The sequence below is a fragment of the Sphingomonas sp. genome, assembly GCF_019746665.1.
Lineage (GTDB): Bacteria > Pseudomonadota > Alphaproteobacteria > Sphingomonadales > Sphingomonadaceae > Sphingomonas.
In genome coordinates, this window is the sequence record NZ_JAIERS010000005.1 from 279,177 (window position 1) to 301,456 (window position 22,280).

Annotated in this window: 19 protein-coding genes; 13 read left to right on the top strand and 6 right to left on the bottom strand. The window is 66.6% G+C overall.

Annotation, left to right across the window (positions count from 1 at the left end; translation table 11 throughout):
• Window positions 1-91: 91 nt before the first annotated feature.
• Complete coding sequence (locus tag K2X73_RS04230; RefSeq protein ID WP_294108861.1) at window positions 92-3,385, top strand: carboxypeptidase regulatory-like domain-containing protein; 3,294 nt, start codon at window positions 92-94, stop codon at window positions 3,383-3,385.
• Window positions 3,386-3,483: 98 nt separating this feature from the next.
• On the opposite strand, the gene K2X73_RS04235 is transcribed toward K2X73_RS04230, so the two are convergent.
• Window positions 3,484-4,068, bottom strand: a complete 585-nt coding sequence (locus tag K2X73_RS04235) for an HD domain-containing protein (protein WP_294108862.1) — start codon at window positions 4,066-4,068, stop codon at window positions 3,484-3,486.
• 219 nt (window positions 4,069-4,287) lie between these two features.
• On the opposite strand from K2X73_RS04235, the gene K2X73_RS04240 reads away from it, so the two are divergent.
• The 4 genes from K2X73_RS04240 to K2X73_RS04255 all read left to right on the top strand — a co-directional run bounded on the left by K2X73_RS04240 (window position 4,288) and on the right by K2X73_RS04255 (window position 7,451).
• A complete protein-coding gene (locus K2X73_RS04240; protein WP_294108863.1) occupies window positions 4,288-5,394 on the top strand; it encodes a histidine kinase in 1,107 nt (368 codons plus the stop codon).
• On the top strand, window positions 5,391-6,191 hold the full coding sequence (locus K2X73_RS04245; RefSeq protein WP_294108864.1) for a LytTR family DNA-binding domain-containing protein: 801 nt from the start codon (window positions 5,391-5,393) through the stop codon (window positions 6,189-6,191). Before K2X73_RS04240 ends, K2X73_RS04245 begins: the two co-directional genes overlap by 4 nt.
• A gap of 169 nt (window positions 6,192-6,360) precedes the next feature.
• Window positions 6,361-6,681 (top strand): quaternary ammonium compound efflux SMR transporter SugE, encoded by a 321-nt coding sequence (gene sugE / locus K2X73_RS04250; protein WP_294108865.1) that lies wholly within the window; start codon window positions 6,361-6,363, stop codon window positions 6,679-6,681.
• 23 nt (window positions 6,682-6,704) lie between these two features.
• Window positions 6,705-7,451, top strand: coding sequence for an isocitrate lyase/phosphoenolpyruvate mutase family protein (locus K2X73_RS04255; RefSeq protein WP_294108866.1), 747 nt, complete (start codon window positions 6,705-6,707; stop codon window positions 7,449-7,451).
• 10 nt (window positions 7,452-7,461) lie between these two features.
• Here the strand turns inward: K2X73_RS04255 and K2X73_RS04260 are convergent, their stop codons facing one another.
• The 4 genes from K2X73_RS04260 to hppD form a co-directional block, all read right to left on the bottom strand.
• Window positions 7,462-8,052: an urea carboxylase-associated family protein gene (locus K2X73_RS04260; protein ID WP_294108867.1), complete on the bottom strand. Its 591-nt coding sequence runs from the start codon at window positions 8,050-8,052 to the stop codon at window positions 7,462-7,464.
• Entirely contained in the window at window positions 8,036-8,719 is a 684-nt protein-coding gene (gene gntA / locus K2X73_RS04265; RefSeq protein ID WP_294108868.1) for a guanitoxin biosynthesis heme-dependent pre-guanitoxin N-hydroxylase GntA, read from the bottom strand. Before gntA ends, K2X73_RS04260 begins: the two co-directional genes overlap by 17 nt.
• A gap of 216 nt (window positions 8,720-8,935) precedes the next feature.
• Window positions 8,936-10,219 (bottom strand): homogentisate 1,2-dioxygenase, encoded by a 1,284-nt coding sequence (gene hmgA / locus K2X73_RS04270; RefSeq protein WP_294108869.1) that lies wholly within the window; start codon window positions 10,217-10,219, stop codon window positions 8,936-8,938.
• 160 nt (window positions 10,220-10,379) lie between these two features.
• Window positions 10,380-11,426, bottom strand: a complete 1,047-nt coding sequence (hppD, locus tag K2X73_RS04275) for a 4-hydroxyphenylpyruvate dioxygenase (RefSeq protein ID WP_294108870.1) — start codon at window positions 11,424-11,426, stop codon at window positions 10,380-10,382.
• Between the two features lie 103 nt (window positions 11,427-11,529).
• Here hppD and K2X73_RS04280 point away from each other — a divergent pair, with 103 nt between their 5' ends.
• The 3 genes from K2X73_RS04280 (at window position 11,530) to K2X73_RS04290 (ending at window position 14,723) form a co-directional block, all read left to right on the top strand.
• Window positions 11,530-12,171 (top strand): DUF1275 family protein, encoded by a 642-nt coding sequence (locus K2X73_RS04280; RefSeq protein WP_294108871.1) that lies wholly within the window; start codon window positions 11,530-11,532, stop codon window positions 12,169-12,171.
• Window positions 12,158-12,604, top strand: a complete 447-nt coding sequence (locus tag K2X73_RS04285; protein ID WP_294108872.1) for a MarR family transcriptional regulator — start codon at window positions 12,158-12,160, stop codon at window positions 12,602-12,604. The genes K2X73_RS04280 and K2X73_RS04285 overlap by 14 nt, the downstream gene beginning before the upstream one ends.
• 79 nt (window positions 12,605-12,683) lie before the next feature.
• On the top strand, window positions 12,684-14,723 hold the full coding sequence (locus K2X73_RS04290; protein WP_294108995.1) for a malate synthase G: 2,040 nt from the start codon (window positions 12,684-12,686) through the stop codon (window positions 14,721-14,723).
• Window positions 14,724-14,726: 3 nt separating this feature from the next.
• On the opposite strand, the gene K2X73_RS04295 is transcribed toward K2X73_RS04290, so the two are convergent.
• The gene (locus tag K2X73_RS04295) at window positions 14,727-15,278 is read right to left on the bottom strand and encodes an isochorismatase family protein (RefSeq protein ID WP_294108873.1); all 552 of its coding nucleotides are present in this window, start codon (window positions 15,276-15,278) and stop codon (window positions 14,727-14,729) included.
• A 163-nt stretch (window positions 15,279-15,441) separates the two neighbouring features.
• On the opposite strand from K2X73_RS04295, the gene K2X73_RS04300 reads away from it, so the two are divergent.
• The 5 genes from K2X73_RS04300 to K2X73_RS04320 all read left to right on the top strand — a co-directional run bounded on the left by K2X73_RS04300 (window position 15,442) and on the right by K2X73_RS04320 (window position 21,893).
• On the top strand, window positions 15,442-16,923 hold the full coding sequence (locus K2X73_RS04300) for an NAD(P)/FAD-dependent oxidoreductase (RefSeq protein WP_294108874.1): 1,482 nt from the start codon (window positions 15,442-15,444) through the stop codon (window positions 16,921-16,923).
• 212 nt (window positions 16,924-17,135) lie between these two features.
• Entirely contained in the window at window positions 17,136-17,777 is a 642-nt protein-coding gene (locus tag K2X73_RS04305; RefSeq protein WP_294108875.1) for a CerR family C-terminal domain-containing protein, read from the top strand.
• Window positions 17,774-18,856: an HlyD family secretion protein gene (locus tag K2X73_RS04310; RefSeq protein ID WP_294108876.1), complete on the top strand. Its 1,083-nt coding sequence runs from the start codon at window positions 17,774-17,776 to the stop codon at window positions 18,854-18,856. The genes K2X73_RS04305 and K2X73_RS04310 overlap by 4 nt, the downstream gene beginning before the upstream one ends.
• Window positions 18,856-20,448 carry a DHA2 family efflux MFS transporter permease subunit gene (locus tag K2X73_RS04315; protein WP_294108877.1) on the top strand — a complete coding sequence of 531 codons (1,593 nt, stop codon included), beginning with the start codon at window positions 18,856-18,858 and terminating at the stop codon, window positions 20,446-20,448. Before K2X73_RS04310 ends, K2X73_RS04315 begins: the two co-directional genes overlap by 1 nt.
• A 2-nt stretch (window positions 20,449-20,450) precedes the next feature.
• Window positions 20,451-21,893, top strand: a complete 1,443-nt coding sequence (locus K2X73_RS04320; protein ID WP_294108878.1) for an efflux transporter outer membrane subunit — start codon at window positions 20,451-20,453, stop codon at window positions 21,891-21,893.
• The last annotated feature ends 387 nt before the right edge of the window (window positions 21,894-22,280 follow it).

Genomic DNA, 22,280 nt, shown 5'->3' on the forward strand with positions numbered 1-22,280 from the left:
GTCATCGAGTCGAAACATTTCGCCCCCAAGGGCGCCCCGGACGGCGAAGTACGCCGCGCTTAACGAGCGATATACGTTCAAGGGGAAAGCAATGCGTCATACTCTGTTTGCCGGCGTGGCCGTGGCCGCGCTGATCGTTCCGGTGGCGGCGAGCGCCCAGGAAACGACCTCGATCATCCGCGGCCGAGTGACGCAGGATGGCGCGCCCGTCGCGAATGCGTCGGTGGCCGCGACCGAAGTGAATTCGGGCACCCGCGCCGAGGTGAAGACCGACGCCGAGGGCAACTTCACCTTCCCCGGCCTGCGTCCCGGCGGCCCCTACAAGGTCGAGGTGAGCAGCGCGCAGGGCAATACCGAGATCACCGACATCTTCACGGTCGTCCAGCAGACCTATGAACTGCCGATCGAGCTCGCGCCCGCCAACACCCAGGAAGTCGTCGTCAGCGCGACCAAGATTCGCGGCGCGGGCAACCAGTCCAAGGGCGTGCAGACCACGCTGAGCGTGGCCGACATCGCCAAGGTCGCCTCGGTCAACCGCGACATCCGCGACATCCAGCGGCGCGACCCGTTCGTGACGTTCGATCTCGGCAACTCGACCGATCGCGGCGGCGCGATCCGCTTCGCCGGCGTCAACCCCCGCTTCAACCGCTTCACCATCAACGGCGTGACCGTCGGCGACACCTTCGGTCTGAACCAGGACGCCAGCCCGAACATCCGTGGCCCGGTCTCGTTCGACGCGCTGGAGCAGGTCACGACCTCGGCGGCGAATTACGACTTCCGCCAGACCAACTATCAGGGCGGCGTGATCGACGCGGTGCTCCGTTCGGGCACCAACAAGCTGTTCCTCACCGGCTTCTATTCGCAGAACACCGACGGGCTTTCGGGCGACCGGATCGGCACGCAGCGCATCGCGCTGCCGCCGTTCAAGTCGGAAACCTATGGCGCGACGATCGCCGGGCCGATCCTGAAGGATCGCCTGTTCCTGATGTTCAACTATGAAAAGAACACCGATCCGCGCGCTTTCGGCACCCAGCCGGAGAATATCCAGGGCCTGACCACCGCGCAGATCGACAACCTCCGCGGGCTGGCGGGCGCCGCGCGTTACGGCATCGCGGGCGCCGCGTTCGGCGATGTGCTGCGGATCAACGAGCGCCTCGACGAGAAATTCTCGACCCGGCTCGACTGGAACATCGCCAGCGGCCAGCGCCTGTCGATTTCGTACGTCAACGCGTACAACGCGCTGATCAGCCCGAACAACACCACCGTTTCGGCGACCAACCCGCAATATGGCCTCAGCTCCAACGCCTATACGCTGAGCGAACTGCTCCGCGCCGGCATCCTGCAGCTGAACTCGACCTGGTCGAGCACGCTGTCGACCGAAATCCGCCTTATCTACAAGGGCTATCAGCGCGGTCAGGAGCCGCTGGGCGGCCGCACCAGTTCGCAGTTCACCGTCTGCCAGGATGCGGTCAGCGTCGGCAGCGCGACGGCCTGCTCGACCGGCGTGCCGCGCATCACTTTCGGTCCGGACAATTTCCGCCAGACCAACGTGCTCAACACCGATACCTTCGGCGGGTCGTTCCTGGGCCGGTTGAACCTCAACAACCACGAACTGAAGCTGCTGGTCGAAGTCTCGCGCAACCGCACCTTCAACAACTTCGTGCCGAACAGCCTGGGCAGCTATTATTTCGACTCGCTCGCCGATTTCGCGGCGGGCAACGCCAACCAGGTGCAATACGCAGCGGTCGTCGCCCCGGGCGCGACGGGCGCGGCGGCGAACTTTAGCTATGACGAAATCTCGGTTGGTATGCAGGACGATTGGCGCCCGGCACCCGGCCTGAACGTCAGCTACGGTTTCCGCTGGAACCTCTATGGCCAGAACAGCTTCCCGCTGCTGAACACCGCCTTCACCGATCGCACCGGCTTCAGCAACCAGCAGACCTATAAGGGGCTGCAGACCTTCGAGCCGCGCCTGGCGATCGACTGGAAGGTGACCCCCTCGCTGCGCCTGCATGGCGGCGTGGGCATCCTCGCGGGCGGCAACCCCGACATTTACATGTCGAACAGCTTCTCGAACACCGTCACCACCAACGCCTTCACCATCTCGCGCGCGACGACCGCGCTTGGCTGCAACGGCGCCGCGAACGTGACCGCGGCGGTCTGCGCCGCCGCGCTCAACAACATCGGCGCGAATGTGAACCCCGCGCTCACCCAGTTCGCGCGGGGCGGGTCGGCTTCGGCCCTCACGAATACCGCCGAATTGGCGCCCAATTTCCGCCTGCCTTCGATCCTGAAGGCGTCGCTGTCGGCGGACTGGAACTTCTTCGGCATCGAGTGGGGCGTCGATTATCTGTTCCAGAAGGTGCGCAACGACGTGGCCTTCACCGATGTGCGCTCGATCGCGATCGGCCGGCTTCCCGATGGCCGCACCCGCTACAACGGTCGCCTGGGCTTCACCGATAACAACTGGGATGTGCTGACCTATAATGCGCAGGGTGGCCGCAGCCACATCGGCGTGTTCCGCTTCCGCAAGGAATTCGATTTCGGCCTGTCGCTGACCGGCGCGTATATCATTCAGGACATTCGCGATGTCGGCAACGCCAGCGCGTCGACGCCGAACTCGAACTATCGCTTCCAGGTGTTCGCCGATCCGAACTTCCCGGTTCTGGGGACGTCGGACCTGCAGACCGCCTGGCAGTTCAAGTACAGCATCGGCTACGATCATGCGTTCTTCGGCGATTACAAGACGAAGATCCAGCTGTTCGGCGAAACCCGCGCGGGCAACCCCTACAGCTTCTTCATGCAGGACAACGTCGCGACGCGCTCGTCGGTGTTCGGCACGGTGCTGACCAGCAACCAGAACTCGAACCTGCTGTATGTGCCGCTGGTGAACGATCCGATCGTCAGCTACGATAGCGCCGACACGCAGACCCAGCTGAACAACCTGATCAACAGCACCGCGCTGGGCCGCTTCCGTGGCCAGATCGCGCCGAAGAACATCGCCCGCAACCGCGCGGTGACCCGGATCGACCTCCACCTGGAGCAGGAAATCCCGCTGTTCTTCCGCTCGTCGCGGATCTCGGTCTTCGCCGACATCAACAACCTGCCGAACCTGCTGAACAGCGATTGGGGCGGCCTGCGCCAGATCGGCGGCGCGCCGGTGATCCAGGTGCAGTGCTTGAACCAGGCGGTGCCGACCGGAACCCCGGTAGGCAACATCGGCGGCACGGTGCCGACCGGTGGCGTCGCTGCGGTCAACACCAACTCGACGCAGACCTGCGCCCAGTATCGTTACTCGCAGTATCGCGGGCCGAACGACAATCTGGCGCCGAACTTCAACGCCTCGACCTACTTCATCCGTCTCGGCGTGCGCTTCACCCTGTAAGCGCGCGACGATCGAAACAAAGCCAGCCGCCGTCCCCAGCCCAGGGGGCGGCGGTTTGCTTTTGGGGGACGCGCCGCGGCCCTGGGAGGCCGGGCGCCTCAGCTCGCGGGGCTGGGGTAGGTCGGGTTGATCGGGCGGCTCATCACGCGCTCGACCATCGGCATGAAGAACTCGATCGGCGCGCTTTCATAGGCCGGATCGAACCCCGCCTGATCATATTTCGCGCAGAAATCGGCGCAGGCCTGGAAATGCGGGTGGCCGCGAAACCCCTCGCGCAGATCGCGGTCCAGGCCGAGGTGGTGGAAGTAATAATAGCCCTGGAACACGCCGTGATGCTGGGCGATCCAGTGCAACTCCTCCGACACGAACGGGCGCAGCATCGCGGCGGCGATCTCGGGGTGGTTATAGCTGCCGAGTGTATCGCCGATATCGTGGAGCAGCGCCATCACGACATAGGCCTCGTCGCGGCCGTCGCGGTGCGCGCGGGTCGCGGTTTGCAGCGAATGTTCGAAGCGATCGACCGGGAAGCCGCCATAATCGCCGCGCAGCAGCTCCAGATGCGCGCGCACCCGGCCCGGCAGGCCTTGCGCGAAATCGCGGAAATGGTGGGAGATCACCGCCCAGTCCTCGGCCGTTCCCTCGGTCATGGCGGTGAAGCGTGCGCGCTCGATCGTCTCGGTCATCATGCCTCTCCTTTGTTTTCGAAACACACGGTCAGCGTGTTTCGCCGCGCCCGCCCACGCCCCCACCCGGCCACCCAGATGATACCGCCGCGGGGTGGCCGGGTGGAGGCGTGGGCCGGCGCCGCTTCGAGAAAAGGCGGACGACGCCCTTTCTCAAACCAGTCCGACAGGCAGCATGGCCTCTTCCGATGCGCTTGTCAGCCGGTATAAGCTGCCGCCATGGCCAGCCCGCCGCGCCCCGCCGTCTTCTCGCGGCCGTTCTTCGAGCAGAAGAACCGTGCCTTCTGGATTTTGCAGGCGGTGGGGTGGAGCGGCTATCTGCTGCTGCGCACCGTCTCCAGCCTGTCGAACGGGCTGAGCTTCACCGCGCTTATCCCGCTCGTGATCGAATCGATCATCGGCTATTGCATCACGCTGCTGCTCTCCGCGCTGTACGGCTATTTCCGCACGCTGCCGCGGGTGCCGCTGGTGGTGTTCAGCATCGCCGCTTTGCTGGTCGCGACGCTGATCTACGCGGTGCTCGACGCTTTCTCCTTCTCGTTCATCAAGCTCGACAATCCGGGCATCAACCTCACGCTGATCCTGGCGACCTTGTTCCTGAACTTCACGGTGCTCGCCGGCTGGTCGGCGCTGTATTTCGGGATCAACTTCTACCTGATCGTCGAGGAGCAGATCGATCAGCTGCAGGTGCTGGAAAACCAGGCGAGCTCGGCGCAGCTGGCGATGCTGCGCTATCAGCTGAACCCGCATTTCCTGTTCAACACGCTCAATTCCATCTCGACCTTGGTGCTGCTGAAGCAGACCGAGCGGGCGAACGCGATGCTCAGCCGGCTGTCCGCTTTCCTGCGCTACACGCTCGCCAACGAGCCGACCGCGCATGTGACGCTTTCGCAGGAGGTGGAGACGCTGAAACTCTATCTCGAGATCGAGAAGATGCGTTTCGAGGATCGGCTGCGCCCGCAATTCGAGATCGACGCGCGCGTCGCCAAGGCACGGCTGCCCTCGCTGTTGCTTCAGCCCTTGGTGGAGAATGCGATCAAATATGCCGTCACCCCGCAGGAGGAGGGGGCCGAGATCAACGTGCTGGCGCAACTCGTCGGTGAACGAGTGCGGATCGTCGTGGCGGACACGGGGCCGGGCTTGAGCGAAACAAAAAGCCGCTTCAGCCTTTCAACCGGAGTGGGCCTTGCCAATATCAGGGAACGACTGGCGCAGGCTTATGGCCCTGACCATCGTTTCGAGACTGGCCAAGGCCCTGGGGGCGGTTTCCGCGTGGAAATCGAGTTCCCCTTCCAGCTCGAAGAGCCAGTGAAAGAGGCCGCATGACCATCCGTACCATTCTCGTCGATGACGAAACCCTGGCGATCCAGGGGCTGCAATTGCGGCTTCAGGCGCATGACGATGTCGAAGTGATCGCCACCTGCATGAACGGGCGCGAGGCGATCCGCGCAATCAAGACCCACAAGCCCGATCTGGTGTTCCTCGACATCCAGATGCCGGGGTTCGACGGCTTTTCGGTCGTCCAAGGCCTGATGGAGGTGGAGCCGCCGCTGTTCGTGTTCGTCACCGCTTATTCCGATCATGCGATCCGCGCGTTCGAGGCGCAGGCGATCGATTATCTGATGAAGCCGGTGGAGGAGACGCGCCTCGCCGACACGCTCGCGCGGGTGCGCCAGCGCCTGGCCGAGAAACGCGGCGCCGAGGAGGTCGACCGGCTGAAGGAAGTGCTCGCCGAGGTCGCGCCCGATGCGGTGGAGACGCTGGGCGACGCGCCCGACAATCCGGCGGCGAACCGCTACGAAAAGCTCATCAACATCAAGGATCGCGGCCAGATTTTCCGGGTCGATGTTGATTCGATCGAGCGGATCGACGCCGCCGGCGACTATATGTGCATCTATACTGGCGACAACACGCTGATCCTGCGCGAGACGATGAAGGATCTGGAAAAGCGGCTCGATCCGCGCCGCTTCCAGCGGGTGCATCGCTCGACGATCGTCAACCTCGATCTCGTGAAGGAAGTCAAGCCGCACACCAATGGCGAGTGTTTCCTGGTGCTGGGCTCGGGCGCGCAGGTGAAGGTCAGCCGCAGCTACCGTGACGTGGTCGCGCGGTTCGTGCATTGAGTGGCTTAAAGCTCCTCCCCCGCAGGGGGAGGGGGACCATTCGCGGCACGCCAAGGGTGGAGGGGTATCGCCCTCGATCCGCTGGGGACACCCCTCCGTCAGGCGCTGACGCGCCTGCCACCTCCCCTTACAGGGGAGGAGCTGGTCGCTGTTCCCCGCCGATTTGCTGATGCCCTGGCTGATCCTGCTCATCGCCGGGCTGCTCGAAGTCGTCTGGGCCTATTACATGAAGCTGTCCGCCGGCTTCACCCGGCCGATCCCGTCGGCGATCACGCTTGTCGCGATGGGCGGCAGCTTCGCGCTGTTGAGCACGGCGATGCGCAGCCTGCCGCTTGGCACCGCCTACACCGTCTGGACCGGGATCGGCGCGATCGGGGCGTTCGTGCTCGGCATCGTCGCGCTCGGCGAATCGGCGAGCCCGTTGCGGCTGTTCGCCGCCGCGATGATCGTCGCCGGGCTTGTCCTGCTGAAGATTTCGACCGAAAGTTGATCGACCCGAACGGAGCTCGATCGATGGACAAACACGCCACCTTCGCCGCGCTGCACCGGCCCGGCAACCCTGTGATCCTGTTCAACGCCTGGGATGCCGGCAGCGCCCAGGCGGTCGCGCGTGGTGGTGCTCAGGCGATCGCGACCGGCAGCTGGTCGGTCGGCGCGGCGCATGGCTATGGCGATGCCGAGGGCGTGCCGCTCGACGCCGCGCTCGCCAATGCCGAGCGGATCGTCCGCGCGGTGGCGCTGCCGGTGACGATCGATTTCGAGGGCGGCTATGCGGCGGCGCCCGAGCGGGTGCGCGATAACTTCGCCCGGCTCGCCGCGACCGGGGCGATCGGCGCCAATTTCGAGGATCAGGTGATCGGCGGGGAGGGGCTCTACCCGCTGGCCGAGCAGCAGGCGCGCATCGCCGCCGCGCGGGCGGGCACCGGCGCCGGCTTCTTCATCAACGCGCGCACCGACATCTTCCTGAAAATCCCGCCCGAGGCGCATGACAGCGGCCGGGTGAGCGAAGCACTCGATCGCGCGCACGCCTATGCCGAGGCCGGCGCGAGCGGGCTGTTCGTGCCGGGATTGCTGAAGCTCGATCTGCTCGAGCGGCTCTGCGCCAAGACGCCGCTGCCGGTGAATGTGATGGCGGTGCCCGGCGGCCCGGGGCGCGCCGCGCTCGCCGGGGTGGGGGTCGCGCGGATCAGCCACGGCCCCTTCCCGTACCGCGCGGTGATCAAGCAGCTGGAGGAGGCGGCGCGGGCGGCGTTGAGCTAGCCGTGCTGGATCAAGCCGCGTCGATCCGGTAGGCGATTGGCTTGAACGTGCCGCCATTGCTCGCCGGTGCCGAACAGGCTGTGAGGCCGACGATCAGGTTCATCCGCGCGACGAACCGCACATGGTCGCCGGGCTTGCTGACGGGCGGCAGCACCTGCAGCCGGCCGTCGGCGGAAATCGGCACGTTCATGAAGCAGTTGAACGCGACCGGGATCATGTCCGGCTCGACGCCATAGGGCGCGAGCGCCGCTGCAAGGTTGCCGAAACAGCCGCGATGGCGCGGCATCTCTGGATAGAAATGGTCGAACGTCTCATGGCTGCACGGGGTGAGCAGGAAATCGTGCAACCCGACCGTGTCGTCGACGATTTCCAGCATCACCCGGCTGCGGTTGGAATAGAGCTTGTGCCCCGTCGTCAGCCGGATCGTCTCGGCATAGTCGAGTGTGCGGCCCGAGCTGATCACCTCGCGCAGATCGTCGGCGTTGAAGGCGAGCAGATCGGCGACCTGCTGCCCGCGCGGGTCGATGACAGTGAGCGTCTCGCCCGCGCTGAGGCGGAACGCGGTGCCCGAGCGCGGCGGAATCTCAATCATCGCCGGCATAGCTGAACGGGCAGGCCCAATCCTTGCCCACGGCGCGCCCTGAATATTGCCGCGCCTCGCTCGTTTCGCCGTGGCGCGCGAGCATCGGGTTGCGCGATCCGGCGAGCGCCTCGTCGCGCGACAGGATCTTCTCGCGCATCCCCTCGTAACGTCCCTCGGCGCGCAGCCGCTCGAACTGGTCGTGCAGGTTGAACACCATCGTCGGCCGATCGAACCGCCGCGCGGGGCGGCTGGCATTGGGATGCAAGCCGACGATGAAGAACGCCTCGCCGCCGAAGCTCAGCGAGAAATGCGGATTGGCGGGATCGCTGGAGACGCGCGGATCATATTCCTGGCCGCGCCAGACATCCTTGTCGGACAGCGACTGAACCCGCGCCCATAAGGCCGCCTCGAAATCGGCTTCGCTCAGATCGTCCGGTCCCTCGAAGATCACGGCGAAGCTGCGGAACAGCCCGGGATCGTTGCGATAGGCCTGGGTGAAGCGCAGCAGCGCGTCGTGGATCCGCAGATCGTCCCAGGCGCTGGCGATACTGTCCGCCGCGAGCACCTGGAGCGTGCCGCGCGCAAGCGCCGCCTTGGCGCCGACACAGGGGAAGGCGCGATCCTCGACATGCGCGAACAGCCGGGCCTGCAGCGCCTCTTGCGCCGCGTGCTGCCACGGGAACATCGATAACCTCTTCGTTAATCTCGGTTGCCGGATGAACGAGGGGCATGGGGGCGAGGTTCCGTGGGGGCGAAGCTCCGCGATGACGGCCAGCAAGCTCCTCCCCTGCAAGGGGAGGTGGCAGCCGCGCCAGCGGCTGACGGAGGGGTATTGCCGTTGATCGACCGGGGATACCCCTCCAACGCGCCTTCGGCGCGCCACCTCCCCTTGCAGGGGGAGCTAAGGCACCCGCGCTTTCGGAAATCCCTGCCACACCGCGTCATAATCCTCGTCGAGCGCGCCGCTCTCCACGGCGAAGGCGGTCGGGCCATAGACCCAGCGGCTCTCGACCATGAAGGCGAGCGTATTGTCGATCTTGTGCGGCTTCAGCTCGGCCTCGCTCGCGCCGCGCCAGCTGGCCACATCCGGCCCGTGCCCCGCCATCTGGTTGTGGAGCGAGAGCGCGCCGGGGACGAACCCGCCCTGCTTCGCGTCATAGGCGCCGTGGATCAGCCCCATCGCTTCCGACATCACGTTGCGGTGGAACCAGGGTGGGCGGAACGTGTCCTCCGCCACCATCCAGCGCGGCGGGAAGATCACGAAATCGGCGTTGGCGGTGCCCGCCACGTCGCTGGGCGAGGTGAGCACGGTGAAGATCGACGGATCGGGGTGATCGAAGCTCACCGTGCCGATGGTGTTGAACCGCGCCAGATCATAGCGGCACGGCGCGAGATTGCCGTGCCACGCCACCACATCGAGCGGCGAGCGGCCGAGATCGGAGCGCCACAGCGCGCCCTGATATTTCTGCACCAGCTCGAAATCGCCCTCGACATCCTCGAACCAGGCGACCGGCACCTCGAAATCGCGCGGGTTGGCGAGGCCGTTGGCGCCGATCGGGCCGAGTTCGGGCAGGCGGAAGGGCTGGCCGAAATTCTCCGCGACATAACCGCGCGCCTGGCCATCGGGCAGGGTCACGCGGAAGCGCACGCCGCGCGGGATCAGCGCCATATGGCCGGGCGCTACCTCGATCCGGCCGAGTTCGGTGAGGAGGATGAGCCGGCCCTGTTCGGGCAGGATCAGCAGCTCGCTATCGGCCGAGACGAAGGCGCGCGCGGCCATGTCGCGCCCGGCGCGGTAGAGGTGCAGCGCGACGCCCGACTGCGCCGCCGCGCCTTCGCCCGCCGCGAGCATCGTCGTCAGGCTGTCGAGCCAATCGGCCTCGGGGATGATGTCGAGCGGCCCCCAGCGCAGCCGGTTGGGCGCGTGCGGCCCCGGTGCCGCGGGCGTGGCGAAGTGGGGCGCGCCTTCGTAGCGGGTGAAGGCGGGGTGCGCGGCGGAGGGCCGCAGGCGGTAAAGCCAGGAGCGGCGATTCTCATGCCGGGGCGCGGTGAAGGCGCTGCCGGAAAGCTGCTCGGCATAGAGCCCGAAGGCGGGCTTTTGTGGCGAGTTGCGCCCAACGGGGAGCGCGCCGGGCACCGCCTCGGTTTCGAAATAGCTGCCGAAGCCGGTCATGTAGTTGGTCATTGGGTTGCCTTTGTTCCTGCGCCCACTGCCATCCCGACTTCCCCGGCGAAGGCCGGGGTCCAGCAGCCGCTCGGCACGGATGGGAGTGCTTCATCGGCCAGCGTTCGGTCACTGGGCCCCGGCCTTCGCCGGGGAAGGGGGAAGCGGGCGGTTGGCGTCGTTATTCCGCCCCCGCCGGGATCACCCCGCGGCGGATCTGATCGAGCTCGATCGACTCGAACAGCGCCTTGAAATTGCCCTCGCCGAAGCCGTCATTGCCCTTGCGCTGGATGATCTCGAAGAAGATCGGCCCGACCATGTTCTCGGTGAAAATCTGCAGCAGCAGCCCGCCGCCCGTCTCCGGGGCGCCGTCGATCAGGATCTTGCGCTTGCGCATTTCCTCCACGTCATGCCCGTGGCCGGGCAGGCGCTTGTCGATCAGATCGAAGTAGGTGTCGATCGTGTCCTGGAACTTGATGCCGTTGGCGCGCAGCTGATCGACGGTCGCGAAGATGTCGTCGGTCGCCATCGCCAGGTGCTGGATGCCCTCGCCCTTATAATCCTTGATGAACTCCTCGATCTGCGAGTGATCGTCCTGGCTTTCGTTCAAGGGGATACGGATCTTGTCGTCGGGCGCGGTCATCGCCTTGCTGAACAGCCCGGTCGCCTTGCCCTCGATGTCGAAATAGCGAATCTGGCGGAAGTTGAAGAGCCGCTCATAATAATCGGCCCAATAATCCATCCGCCCGCGCTTCAGATTATGCGTCAGATGATCGAGCGTGTGCAGCCCGGTCGCGTTGGCGTCGCGCGTCGCGCCGGGAACGGGCTCGAACGCGCTCTCGAAGAAATCGCCGCCGTCCTGCACCAGATAAAGCGTCGCGCCGCCAATGCCCTCGATCGCCGGCAGGCCATAGACGCCGGCGGTTTGGGTCGCGCCGCGTTCGATCGCGCGGGCAAAGGCAGCGGGGGCATCCGCCACGAAAAAGCCCATCGCGCTCGCCGAAGGGCCATGCTCGGCGCGGAACGCCGCGACCGGGCCGCTCGCCTCCATGTTGAGCAGATAGTTCATCGTCCCCTGCGCGTAATGCCGGATCGGGCGCTCGCGGTGGGTGGCGATGTGAGTGAAGCCCAACTTCACGAACAGATCGGCCATCGCCTCGGGCTGGGGATGGGTGAATTCGACGAAAGCGAAGCCGTTCAGGCCCATCGGGTTATCGTGGCTGATCATCGCGGGGAGCGCTCCAAAACAAGTATCAGATGAAACTATATAGCCGATTGAAGCCGGCCGTGCCAGCGGGCAGTGAAGGGCGGATGCGTCAGGAAGCCCTCGAGTGATCGCTCTGTCCCGCCGCGACCGGACGCTCGCGGTCGCGCTGTCGCTGCTCGCGGGCTTTGTCGACGCGATCGGCTTCGTGCTGACGGGCGGCTTCTTCGTGTCGTTCATGAGCGGCAATTCGACCCGGCTCGGCGCGGCGCTCGCCGCCGGGGAGCGCGCGGCGCTGCTCGCGGGGCTGCTGATCGCGATGTTCGTCGCCGGGGTGGTGCTCGGCGCGTTGGTGGGGCGCTGGGCGGGGGTGGGCAAGCGCCCCGCGATCCTGGCGCTCACGGGTGCCTTGCTCGCCCTCGCCGCGCTGCTGGGTGATCTGGGGGCGCCGTATGTCGCGGTCGCGCTGGTCGCGCTGGCGATGGGCGCGGAGAACATCTTCTTCGAGGAAGCCGGCGAGGTGCGGCTAGGGCTGACCTATATGACCGGGCGGCTGGTGAAGATCGGCCAGGCGATCGCCGCCGCGCTGACGGGTGGGGCGCGGTGGGGTTGGGTGCCGCATCTGCTGCTGTGGCTCGGCCTGCTCGGCGGCGCGACGCTGGGGACGCTCGCGCATCACTGGCTGGGGAGCGACGCGCTGTGGCTCGCCGCGCTCTGGACGCTGGCGCTGCTCGCGCTCAAACTGGTGCTGCCCGATGCTGAAGCTTGACGCCTTTCTGCCGTATCGCCTGTCGGTCGCGTCGAACCGGGTGTCGGCGGCGGTGGCGACCGCCTATCAGGCGCTGTTCGGCCTCAGCATCCCGCAGTGGCGGCTGATCGCGGTGATCGCGGAAGGCGCGGGGCTCACCCAGCAGGCGCTCGGCGCGCGCACGCAAATGGACAAGGTGACGGTGAGCCGCGCCGCGATCGCGTTGGTCGAGCGCGGACTGGTGGCGCGCGCGGCGCATCCGGGGGATCAGCGCGCGCATCTGCTGTCGCTGACGCCCGCGGGGCGGGCGCTCTACGAAAGCGTCGCGCCCAAGGCGCTCGAGCTGGAGGCGCGCATCTTCGCCGGGTTCGATGCCGGGGAACTCGCGCGTTTCGCCGAGATGCTCGCCCGGATCGAGGTGGCGGCGGCGGCGATCGAGCCCGAACGGGGTTGATGGCAGCGCGCCCGGGCGGCTAAGCAGCGGCCAGCCTCCCCAGGGCGTTTTCGCATTCTACGAGTACCGAAAGGGAGGAATCATGTCCTTTGTCGATCGCGCTGGCCTGAGCGTCGCCGCCAAGCTGGCTGACTTCATCGAGGCGCAAGTGCTGCCCCCGCTCGGCATCGAGCCTGCCGGCTGGTGGGCGGGCGTCGCCGACATCTTCGCGCGGTTCGCGCCCGAAAATGCCGCGCTGCTCGCCAAGCGCGACGCGCTGCAGGCGGCGATCGACGCGCGTTACGCGGCGGGTGGCGCGGTCGACGAGGCCTTCCTGCGCGAGATTGGCTATCTCGTCCCCGAACCCGCGCCGTTCACGATCGAGACGGCCAATGTCGATCCCGAAATCGCGACGATGGCCGGGCCGCAGCTCGTCGTCCCCGTGCTCAACGCCCGGTTCGTGCTCAACGCCGCGAACGCGCGTTGGGGGAGCCTATATGATGCGCTCTACGGCACCGACGCGCTCGATGCGCCGCCGGCGCGCCCCGGCGGCTATGATGTGGCGCGCGGTGACGCGGTGGTGGCGCGCGCCAAGGCCTTCCTCGATCAGGCGATCCCCGGCTGGCGCGATGACGCGCATCTCGTCGGGCGCGGCGAGGGCGCTAAGTTGTTCCGCCACAACGGCTTGCATATCGAGGTCCGCCACGACGCCAACGCCGTTGCAGCACGCGATCCTGATGGCGTGTCCGACGTGATCCTCGAATCGGCGCTCACCACGATCGTCGACCTGGAAGACTCGGTCGCCGCGGTCGATGCCGAGGACAAGGTCGCGGCCTATGCCAATTGGCTGGGGCTGATGCGTGGGAGTCTGGAGGAGACGTTCGACAAGGGCGGCAAGCCGCTCACCCGCCGGCTCAACCCCGATCGCAGCTACACCGCGCCCGATGGCACCGCCTTCACGCTTCCGGGCCGCTCGCTGCTGTTCGTGCGCAATGTCGGGCATCTGATGACGACGCCCGCCGTGAAGCTCCCTGGCGGCGGCGAGGCGCCCGAGGGCATTCTCGACGCGATCGTCACCTCGACCATCGCGCTCCACGACCTGCGCGGGCTGGGGCGCTATCGCAACAGCCGGGCGGGTAGCGTCTATATCGTCAAGCCCAAGATGCACGGGCCGGAGGAGTGCGGGTTCACCAACCGGCTGTTCGATGCCGTGGAGGAATTGCTCGGCCTGGCCCGCCATACCATCAAGGTCGGCGTGATGGATGAGGAGCGGCGCACCTCCGCCAATCTCGCCGCCTGCATCGAGGCGGTGAAGGGCCGGATCGTCTTCATCAACACCGGCTTCCTCGATCGCACGGGCGACGAAATCCACACCGCGATGGCCGGCGGTCCGGTGATCCCCAAGGCGGCGATGAAGGCGAGCGAGTGGATCAGCGCCTATGAGGACCGCAACGTCCGCATCGGCCTCGCCTGCGGCCTGTCCGGCCGGGCGCAGATCGGCAAGGGCATGTGGGCGGCGCCCGATCGGATGGCGGACATGGTCGCGCAGAAGATCGGCCACCCGATGGCGGGCGCCAACACCGCCTGGGTGCCCTCGCCGACCGCGGCGACGCTCCATGCGCTCCATTATCATCAGGTCGATGTGTTCGCCCGCCAGCGCGAGATCGCCGGCGAGGCGGTGCCGCCGCTCGCCAAGCTGTTGAGCGTGCCCTTCGCGGGCGGGCGCAACTGGACGCCGGAGGAAGTCGAGCGCGAGCTGGACAACAACGCACAAGGCATTCTCGGTTATGTCGTGCGCTGGATCGATCAGGGCATTGGCTGTTCGAAAGTGCCCGACATCAACGATATTGGGCTGATGGAAGACCGCGCGACGCTGCGCATCTCCTCGCAGCACATCGCCAATTGGCTGAAGCACGGCGTGTGCACGGCCGAGCAGGTCGACGCCGCCTTCGCGCGAATGGCGGCGAAGGTCGATGCGCAGAATGCCGGCGATCCGCTCTACCGGCCGATGGCGGGCGATCCTGAAGGGCTGGCGTACCAGGCCGCCCGCGCGCTGGTGTTCGAGGGCGCGGCGCAGCCCAATGGCTATACCGAGCCGCTGCTCCACAAATATCGCGCGCTGGCAAAGGCGCGGGGATAGGCCTCAGCCGATCAGGCGGTACATCAGCCCCAATGTCTGCCCGCCAAGCTCGCTGGTGAAATCGCCGGCGAGTTCGGCGGCGAGCGTCACCACCGAGGAGAGCCGTCCGCCCTCGGCGGTGATGCGGCTCCATGCCGCCGCCTCGGTGCGCGGATCGAGACCGCCAGAGGCATCGACCGCGACCAGCAGCTGGAACCCCGCCGCCAGCGCGTCGAGCGCGGTGCGCTGGACGACGATCTCGCTCGCCACGCCGGCGAGGATCAGCAGCTGCCGCCCCTCCAGCGCCGTGACGAGGCCGGTGTCCGAGAGGGCCGAAGTCGTCACGCGTGGGCGCAAATCCCCGCCGCCGAGCGGCCCCGTCACCGCCGTCAGGAAGTCACCGCCCTGGCTCACCAGCGAGCAATAGGCCGGCAGGCGGTGCAGGGCGCAGAGTTCGGCGAGTACGCCCGCCGCGCGCTCGATGCGGTCGCGCGGGTTGGTCTGGCTGGCGGGGACGATCCCTTCCTGCAGATCAAGGAACAACACGGCGCAATTGGCAGGGGTGGGCAGGAGCATCGGCTTTCCCTTTCGCTGGAACGGCTTACGGTAACAGACGATCACGCGCCGCCTGCTTCTACGCCGCTATCCCGCGCGCCGCCACGGGGCCGCGTCCGCCGCGCCTTTCCTTTGCCCTCCGTCTGAAAATCGAATATCCGGTATGGGCGAGGAGAGCCGCGTCATGGAGCATGTCGACGTTATCGTGGTGGGGGCCGGTATCTCGGGTATTGGCGCGGGCTGGCATTTGCAGAACAAGGCGCCCGATCGCAGCTACATGATCCTGGAAGGGCGCGGCGCGATTGGCGGGACGTGGGATCTGTTCCGCTACCCCGGCATCCGCTCCGATTCGGACATGTACACGCTGGGCTACAGCTTCGAGCCATGGACCAACCCCAAGGCGATCGCCGACGGTCCCTCGATCAAGGCCTATGTCGAGGGGGTCGCCAGCAAATACGGGATCGACCGCCATATCCGCTTCAACCATCACGTCCTCGCCGCGCGTTGGGACAGCGGGGCGGCGCGCTGGATCGTCACCGCGCGGACCGAGGGGCGCGAGGTCGAGTATAGCTGCAATTTCCTGTTCATGTGCTCGGGCTATTACAACTACGCCCGCGGCCACATGCCCGATTTCCCGTGCGCCGAGAGCTTCCGGGGCCAGCTGATCCACCCGCAGTTCTGGCCGGACAAGCTGGATTACGCCGGCAAGCGCGTCGTCGTGATCGGATCGGGCGCGACCGCGGTGACGCTGGTGCCCGAACTCGCCAAACAGGCCGCGCGCGTCACGATGCTCCAGCGCTCGCCCACCTATGTCGTGTCGCGCCCCAGCGAGGACGCGATCGCCAATCGGCTGCGGACGCTGCTGCCGGCCAAGGTCGCCTATGGCATCACCCGCTGGAAGAACGTGCTGTTCAGCCTCTATTTCTTCAACGCCGCGCGCAAGCATCCGGAGCGCGCCAAGGAGCGCGTGCTGACGATGCTCGCCGAGCATCTGCCGAGCGAAACGATCGCCCGGCATTTCACCCCGCGCTACAATGTGTGGGACCAGCGGCTATGCCTGGTGCCCGATGCCGACATGTTCGCGGCGATCAAGGGGGGGCGGGCCGATGTCGTCACCGATCGCATCGCCCGGTTCGACGAAGGCGGGATCGTGCTCGAATCGGGGGCGCGGCTCGATGCCGATATCGTCGTCTCGGCGACCGGACTGGAGCTGCAATTGCTGAGCGACGTCGCGTTCAGCGTCGATGGCCGCGCGGTGAACCTGGCGGACTGCTTCAGCTATAAGGGCATGATGTATAGCGACGTGCCCAATCTGGCCTCGTCCTTCGGCTACACCAATGCGAGCTGGACGCTGAAGGCGGACCTGACCTGCGGCTATGTCTGTCGGCTGCTCAACACGCTCAAGAAGCGCGGGCTGCGCCAGGCGACGCCGCGCATCGCGCATGATGTGGAGGCGCAGCCCTTCCTCGATTTCACCTCGGGCTATGTCACTCGCGCGCTCGAACGTTTTCCCAAGCGCGGCAACCGCGCGCCGTGGCGGGTGCATCAGAATTACGCCAAGGATCTGATGGCGCTCCGCTTCGGCTCGGTGGACGACGAGATGGAATTTTCGAACCCCGCGCCGGGCCGGGCGGCGGTGGGGCAGGGGGAACGGGTGCCGGCGTGACGAGATAGCTGACCGGCCCGCGAGCACCGGCCCCTCTCCCAACCCTCTCCCCTGAAGGGGAGAGGGCTTAAACTCCTCATCAAATTATCTTTCCTCTCCCCTTCAAAGGCGTGGGTAGGGGGGAGGGGCTTCAGGAGCCGAACGCCTGCCATCGGCAACCTGCAAGAAGCTCGCCCCTTCCCTTGTTCGTTCGAACGAACTAGATGCGCGTCATGGCGAGTCGCGAGACGCATGAACGACTGCTCGACATCGCGGTCGAGGAATTCGGGGCGAAGGGCCTCGAAGGTGCGAGCACGCGCAGCATCGCCGCCGCCGCCGGCACCGCGATGTCGTCGATCACCTATCATTATGGCGGCAAGGAAGGCCTGTACCTCGCGGCCGCCGATCACATCGCCCGCCGCACCGCCGAGGAATTCGGCCCGAACCTGGCGCTCGCGAGCGAGAAGCTGCCCGAGGACGCCGTCGCGGCGCGCGCGTTGCTTCAGCGCATGATCGCCGATTTCGCCGACAAGATGGTGAGCCCCGAGATCGAGGCGCGCTCGCTGTTCATCGTGCGCGAACAGATGCGCCCGACCCAGGCGTTTGATCGTATCTACGGCGGGCTGCTCGGCACGATGCTGGGCCAGCTCGCCGAACTGGTCTGCATCGCGACGGCCTCGCACGATCGCTACCGCGCGCGGCTACTGACCGTCACGCTGATCGGGCAGGTGATCGTGATGCGGGCGTCGCGCGCATCGTGCCTGCGCCTGCTCGAACGCGATCAGCTCGACGCCGCGCTGGTCGCCGATCTCAAGGCGCGCATCGCCGCCAATATCGACGCCATTCTCGATTCGATCCGCCAGGAGCCCGCATGAGCACCGATACTGTCGAAACGCCGCCCGCCCCGGCCAAGCGCTCGCCTTTCCAGCGTTCCGGCTTCTGGATCGTCGCGCTGCTGATCGTCGCGGCCATCGCCGTCGCTGGCTTCCTCTATTGGCAGCACAGCCGCCAGTTCGAGAGCACCGACGACGCTTTCGTCGACGCGCATGTCGTGTGGCTCGCACCCGAAGTCGCGGGCACGCTGATCCAGGTGGCCGATGTCGACAACAAGCATGTCCGCCGGGGCGAGTTGCTCGCACTGATCAAGCCCAGCGGCCCCGAGGCGCAACTCGCCGAAAGCCAGGCGGGCGTTGCCCAGGCGCAGGCGCAGCTCGAAACCGCGCGCGCGCAGGTGACAGCGGCCGAGGCCGCGCGCGCCCAGGCGGTCGCCAATGCCCGCGCCCCGCTCGCCGAGGCCGAGCGCGCGGCCCAGGATCTCGCGCGTTATCAGGAATTGCAGCGGATCGACGCCGCCGCGGTCGCCGGGCAACAGCTCGACGCGGCACGCGCGGCGGCGCGCCAGACGGCGGCATCCGCGGCGGCGGCGCAAAGCGCGATCCGCAACGCCGCGGCGCAGGTTGAGGTCGCCGACCGCAACGTCCGCGCGGCGCAGGCCCAGATCGAGGCCCGGCAGGCACAAGTGCGCCAGGCCAACGTCACCGTCGGCAATTTGCGGCTGGAAGCGCCGGTCGACGGGCATGTGTTCAACCGCTCGGTCGATCTCGGCTCTTATGTCGCCCCGGGCACCGCGCTGATGTCGATCGTGCCCGATCACATCTGGGTGACCGCGAATTTCAAGGAAACCCAGCTGACTCACATCCGTCCAGGTCAGCCGGTCGATATCAAGGTGGATGCGTTTCCGGGCGTTACCTTCAAGGGTACGGTCGATTCGATCCAGCGCGCGGCGGGGCAGGCGCAGTCGATCCTTCCGGCACAGAACGCGACCGGAAATTTCGTGAAGGTGGTGCAGCGCGTGCCGGTGCGGATCGAGTTCGATCTGAAGAACGGCCCCGATCCGCGACGCTATCCGATCGGCCCGGGCATGTCGGTGGTGCCGACGGTGAAGGTGCGCTGATGGCGAGCGCCGCCGCCCCGGCCTGGACTCCGGAACGCTCCGCCGCGGGGGCGAACAATCCCTGGCTGATCGTGGCGATCATCAGCCTGCCGACCTTCATGGAAGTGCTCGACACCTCGATCGCCAATGTCTCGCTCCAGCATATTGCCGGCGGCCTCTCGATCGACACCGATCAGGCGACCTGGGTGCTGACCAGCTATCTGGTCGCCAACGCGATCATCATTCCGATCAGCGGCTGGTTGTCCGACGTGATCGGGCGCAAGCGCTATTTCCAGATTTCGATCATGCTGTTCACGCTGTCGTCGCTGATGTGCGGCCTCGCGCCCGATCTGACGACGCTGGTGATCGCGCGCATCCTGCAGGGGATTGGCGGTGGCGGCCTCGCCCCGGTCGAGCAGTCGATCCTCGCCGACACTTTCCCGCCCAACAAGCGGGCGATGGCGTTCGCCGCCTTCGCGATCGTGGTGGTGGTAGGGCCGGTGCTGGGGCCGACGCTTGGCGGTTACATCACCGACGTGTCGAGCTGGCACTGGATTTTCCTGATCAACGTGCCGGTGGGCATCATCGCGGTGGTGCTGGTCCACCTGTTGGTCGATGAGCCGAAGGCGGTGCGCGATGCCCGCGACCGGCTGCTCGCGCGCGGCATTCGGGTCGATTATCTCGGCATCCTGCTGGTCGCGCTGGGGCTCGGCTTCCTCGAATATACGCTCGATCGCGGCGAGCGCGAGGACTGGTTCGCGAGCGGGACGATCATCACGACCGCTGCCATCGCGGCGATCTCGCTTGCCAGCTTGGTCGTTTGGGAACTGACGCACCCCGAGCCGGTGGTCGACCTGAAGCTGATGCGCTCGCGCAACTTCTCGCTGACGCTGTTGATCATGTTGCTCACGGGCATGATCCTGTTCGGCACCACTCAGCTGATCCCGCAGATGCTGCAACAAGTGCTGGGCTACACCGCGTTCCAGGCGGGGCTGGCGATGACCTTTGGTGGGTTCGCGACACTGGCGATGGTGCCGGTGGCGGGGCGATTGTCGAGCAAGATCGACGTGCGCTTCCTGATTTTCCCCGCCTTGCTCGTCCAGGCGTTCGCGCTGTGGAACATGAGCCACCTGAACGCCAACATCACCTTCACCGATGCGGCGATCGCGCGGATGTATCAGGCGGCGGCCTTGCCCTTCCTGTTCGTGCCGATCAACGCGGTCGCTTATGTCGGTCTGCCGCAGACCAAGACCGCGCAGGCATCGAGCCTGCTCAACGTCGCGCGCAATCTGGGCGGGTCGATCGGCATCGCCGCGTCGCAAAGCCTGCTTTCGACCTATCGCCAGGTCGAGCAATCGGTCAGCGTCGAGCGGCTCAATCCGGGAAATCCGCTCTATAACGATTGGCTGGCGCAGGCCGGCCAGGCGATCGGCCAGCCGGCGGGTGGTAACGCGACGCTCGCGCTGCTCTATCAAGAGGTGCAGCGCCAGGCGACGATGCTCGCCTTCCTCGACGTGTTCCGAACGCTGATGATCGTGATTCTGGTCATCGCGCCGGTGGTTTTCGTGATGCGTGCCGCCAAGGCTGGCGGCGGGCCTAGCGTGGGACATTGACGATGCGCGCTTTTCTGATCGCCGGCACCGCGCTCGCGCTCGCCGGCTGCACCGTCGGGCCTAATTACAGCCGGCCCGAAATGCCGCTGCCGGCGAGCTATGCCAAACCGGTGGCGGCGGCGACGGGTGAGGTCGATGTCGCGCGGTGGTGGACCGCGTTTGGCGATCCACGGCTGACCGCGCTGGTCGAACGCGCGCTCGCCGACAATCCCACGATCCAGATCGCCGCCTCGCGCGTGCGTCAGGCCCGGCTTCAGGAGATCGTCGCGCGCGCGGCGGGGCGGCCGCAGGTCAATCTGGGGGCGAATCTTACCCATGTCGAATTCTCGCGCAACGCTGGCTTCGCGTCGCTCGCGCGGCAATTCCAGGGGAATCAGAACACCGGGGGCGGGCTGGCGCTGCCCGGGACCGGCATTACGACCTACGCGCTGGGCTTCGATTCGAGCTGGGAGCTCGATCTGTTCGGCGGTGTGCGGCGTCAGCGCGAGGCGGCCACCGCTCGCGCCGAGGCAGCCGAATGGAGCGCGCGCGATGCCGGCGTCACCCTCGCCGCCGAGATCGCCGACGCCTATTTCGCGCTCCGGCTCGACCAAGCACAGATCGCGCTGATCGAGCAGCAAATCGCCGGCCATCAACGCCAGATCGAAATCGCGCAAAATCAGGCACGTGCCGGCGTGACGCCGAGCATCGACGCGATTCGCGCGCGCGGCAATCTCACCCAGGCGCAGGCGCGGATCGAACCGCTACGCGCCGATGCCGAATTGCGGATGCACGCGCTCGGCGTGCTCACCGGGCAACCTCCCGAAGCGTTGATCGGCGAGCTGCAAGCGCCCGGCGCCGAGCTGGGCGCGCCACCCGCGGTGCCCGCCGGCCTACCCGCCGATCTGCTCCGCCGCCGCCCCGATATCCGCGCCGCCGAGCGCCGCCTTGCCGCAGCGACGGCCGATATCGGCGTGCAGGTCGCGCAACTCTATCCGCGCGTCAGCCTCACCGGCACCGCGCAATTGCTGTCCGCCAGCCTCTCGAACCTGATCTCGGGTGACAGCTTCCAAGGACTTGGGCAGGGGGCGGTGAGCTTCCCGCTGCTCGATTGGGGTCGGCGGCGCGCCAATGTGAAGATCGCGCGCGAGGCGGGCGAGCAGGCCTATGGCGATTACAAGGCGACCGTGCTCCAGGCGCTGCGCGACGTCGAAGACCCGCTGAGCCGGCTGGACGCGGAGCGCCGGCGCAACGCGACGCTTCGCCACGCGCTCGCGGACGCCGAGCGGTCGCGCGCGGCGGTCGACGCCCGCTTTCGGGCCGGTTTGATCGCGCAGGACGCGGTGATCGCGGCGGACGTGCAGCGCTTGCAGGCGGCCGAACAAGTGGCGGCGAGCGACGCGCTGCTGCGCCAGGCGACGGCGGCACTGTTCAAGGCGGTTGGCGGGGGATGGGCAACGTCGTGACAGTCGCCCGCGAAACGCGTTAACCTTAGTTAATAACCTACCCGATTCGCGATAGTCAAGCGGGACAAAAATTAACTATTCGCGCGGCGGCGGCGGACCGAAAAACGACGTGTAACTGATGGTAGAGGGGAGATTGCGGCCTTGGCGGGTGTTTAAAAACCGTTGCTAATCAACGATTTGTCTCCCGGCCAAGGCCGCAGGCGTTCACCAGGGACGCATTTCCTGCCCGTTGTAGAACGCGAAGAACAGCGCGAACATTCTTTGTCTCCCAGACTTGCACGAGGATCGCCCGTGCCCGCACTTATTAATTGAAATGTAACGTTAACGCAACCGCTTGGAGGGCGTTGCGGCGAAAGCGCTTAACGCTTCCTTCAGCCCTTGCTGGCA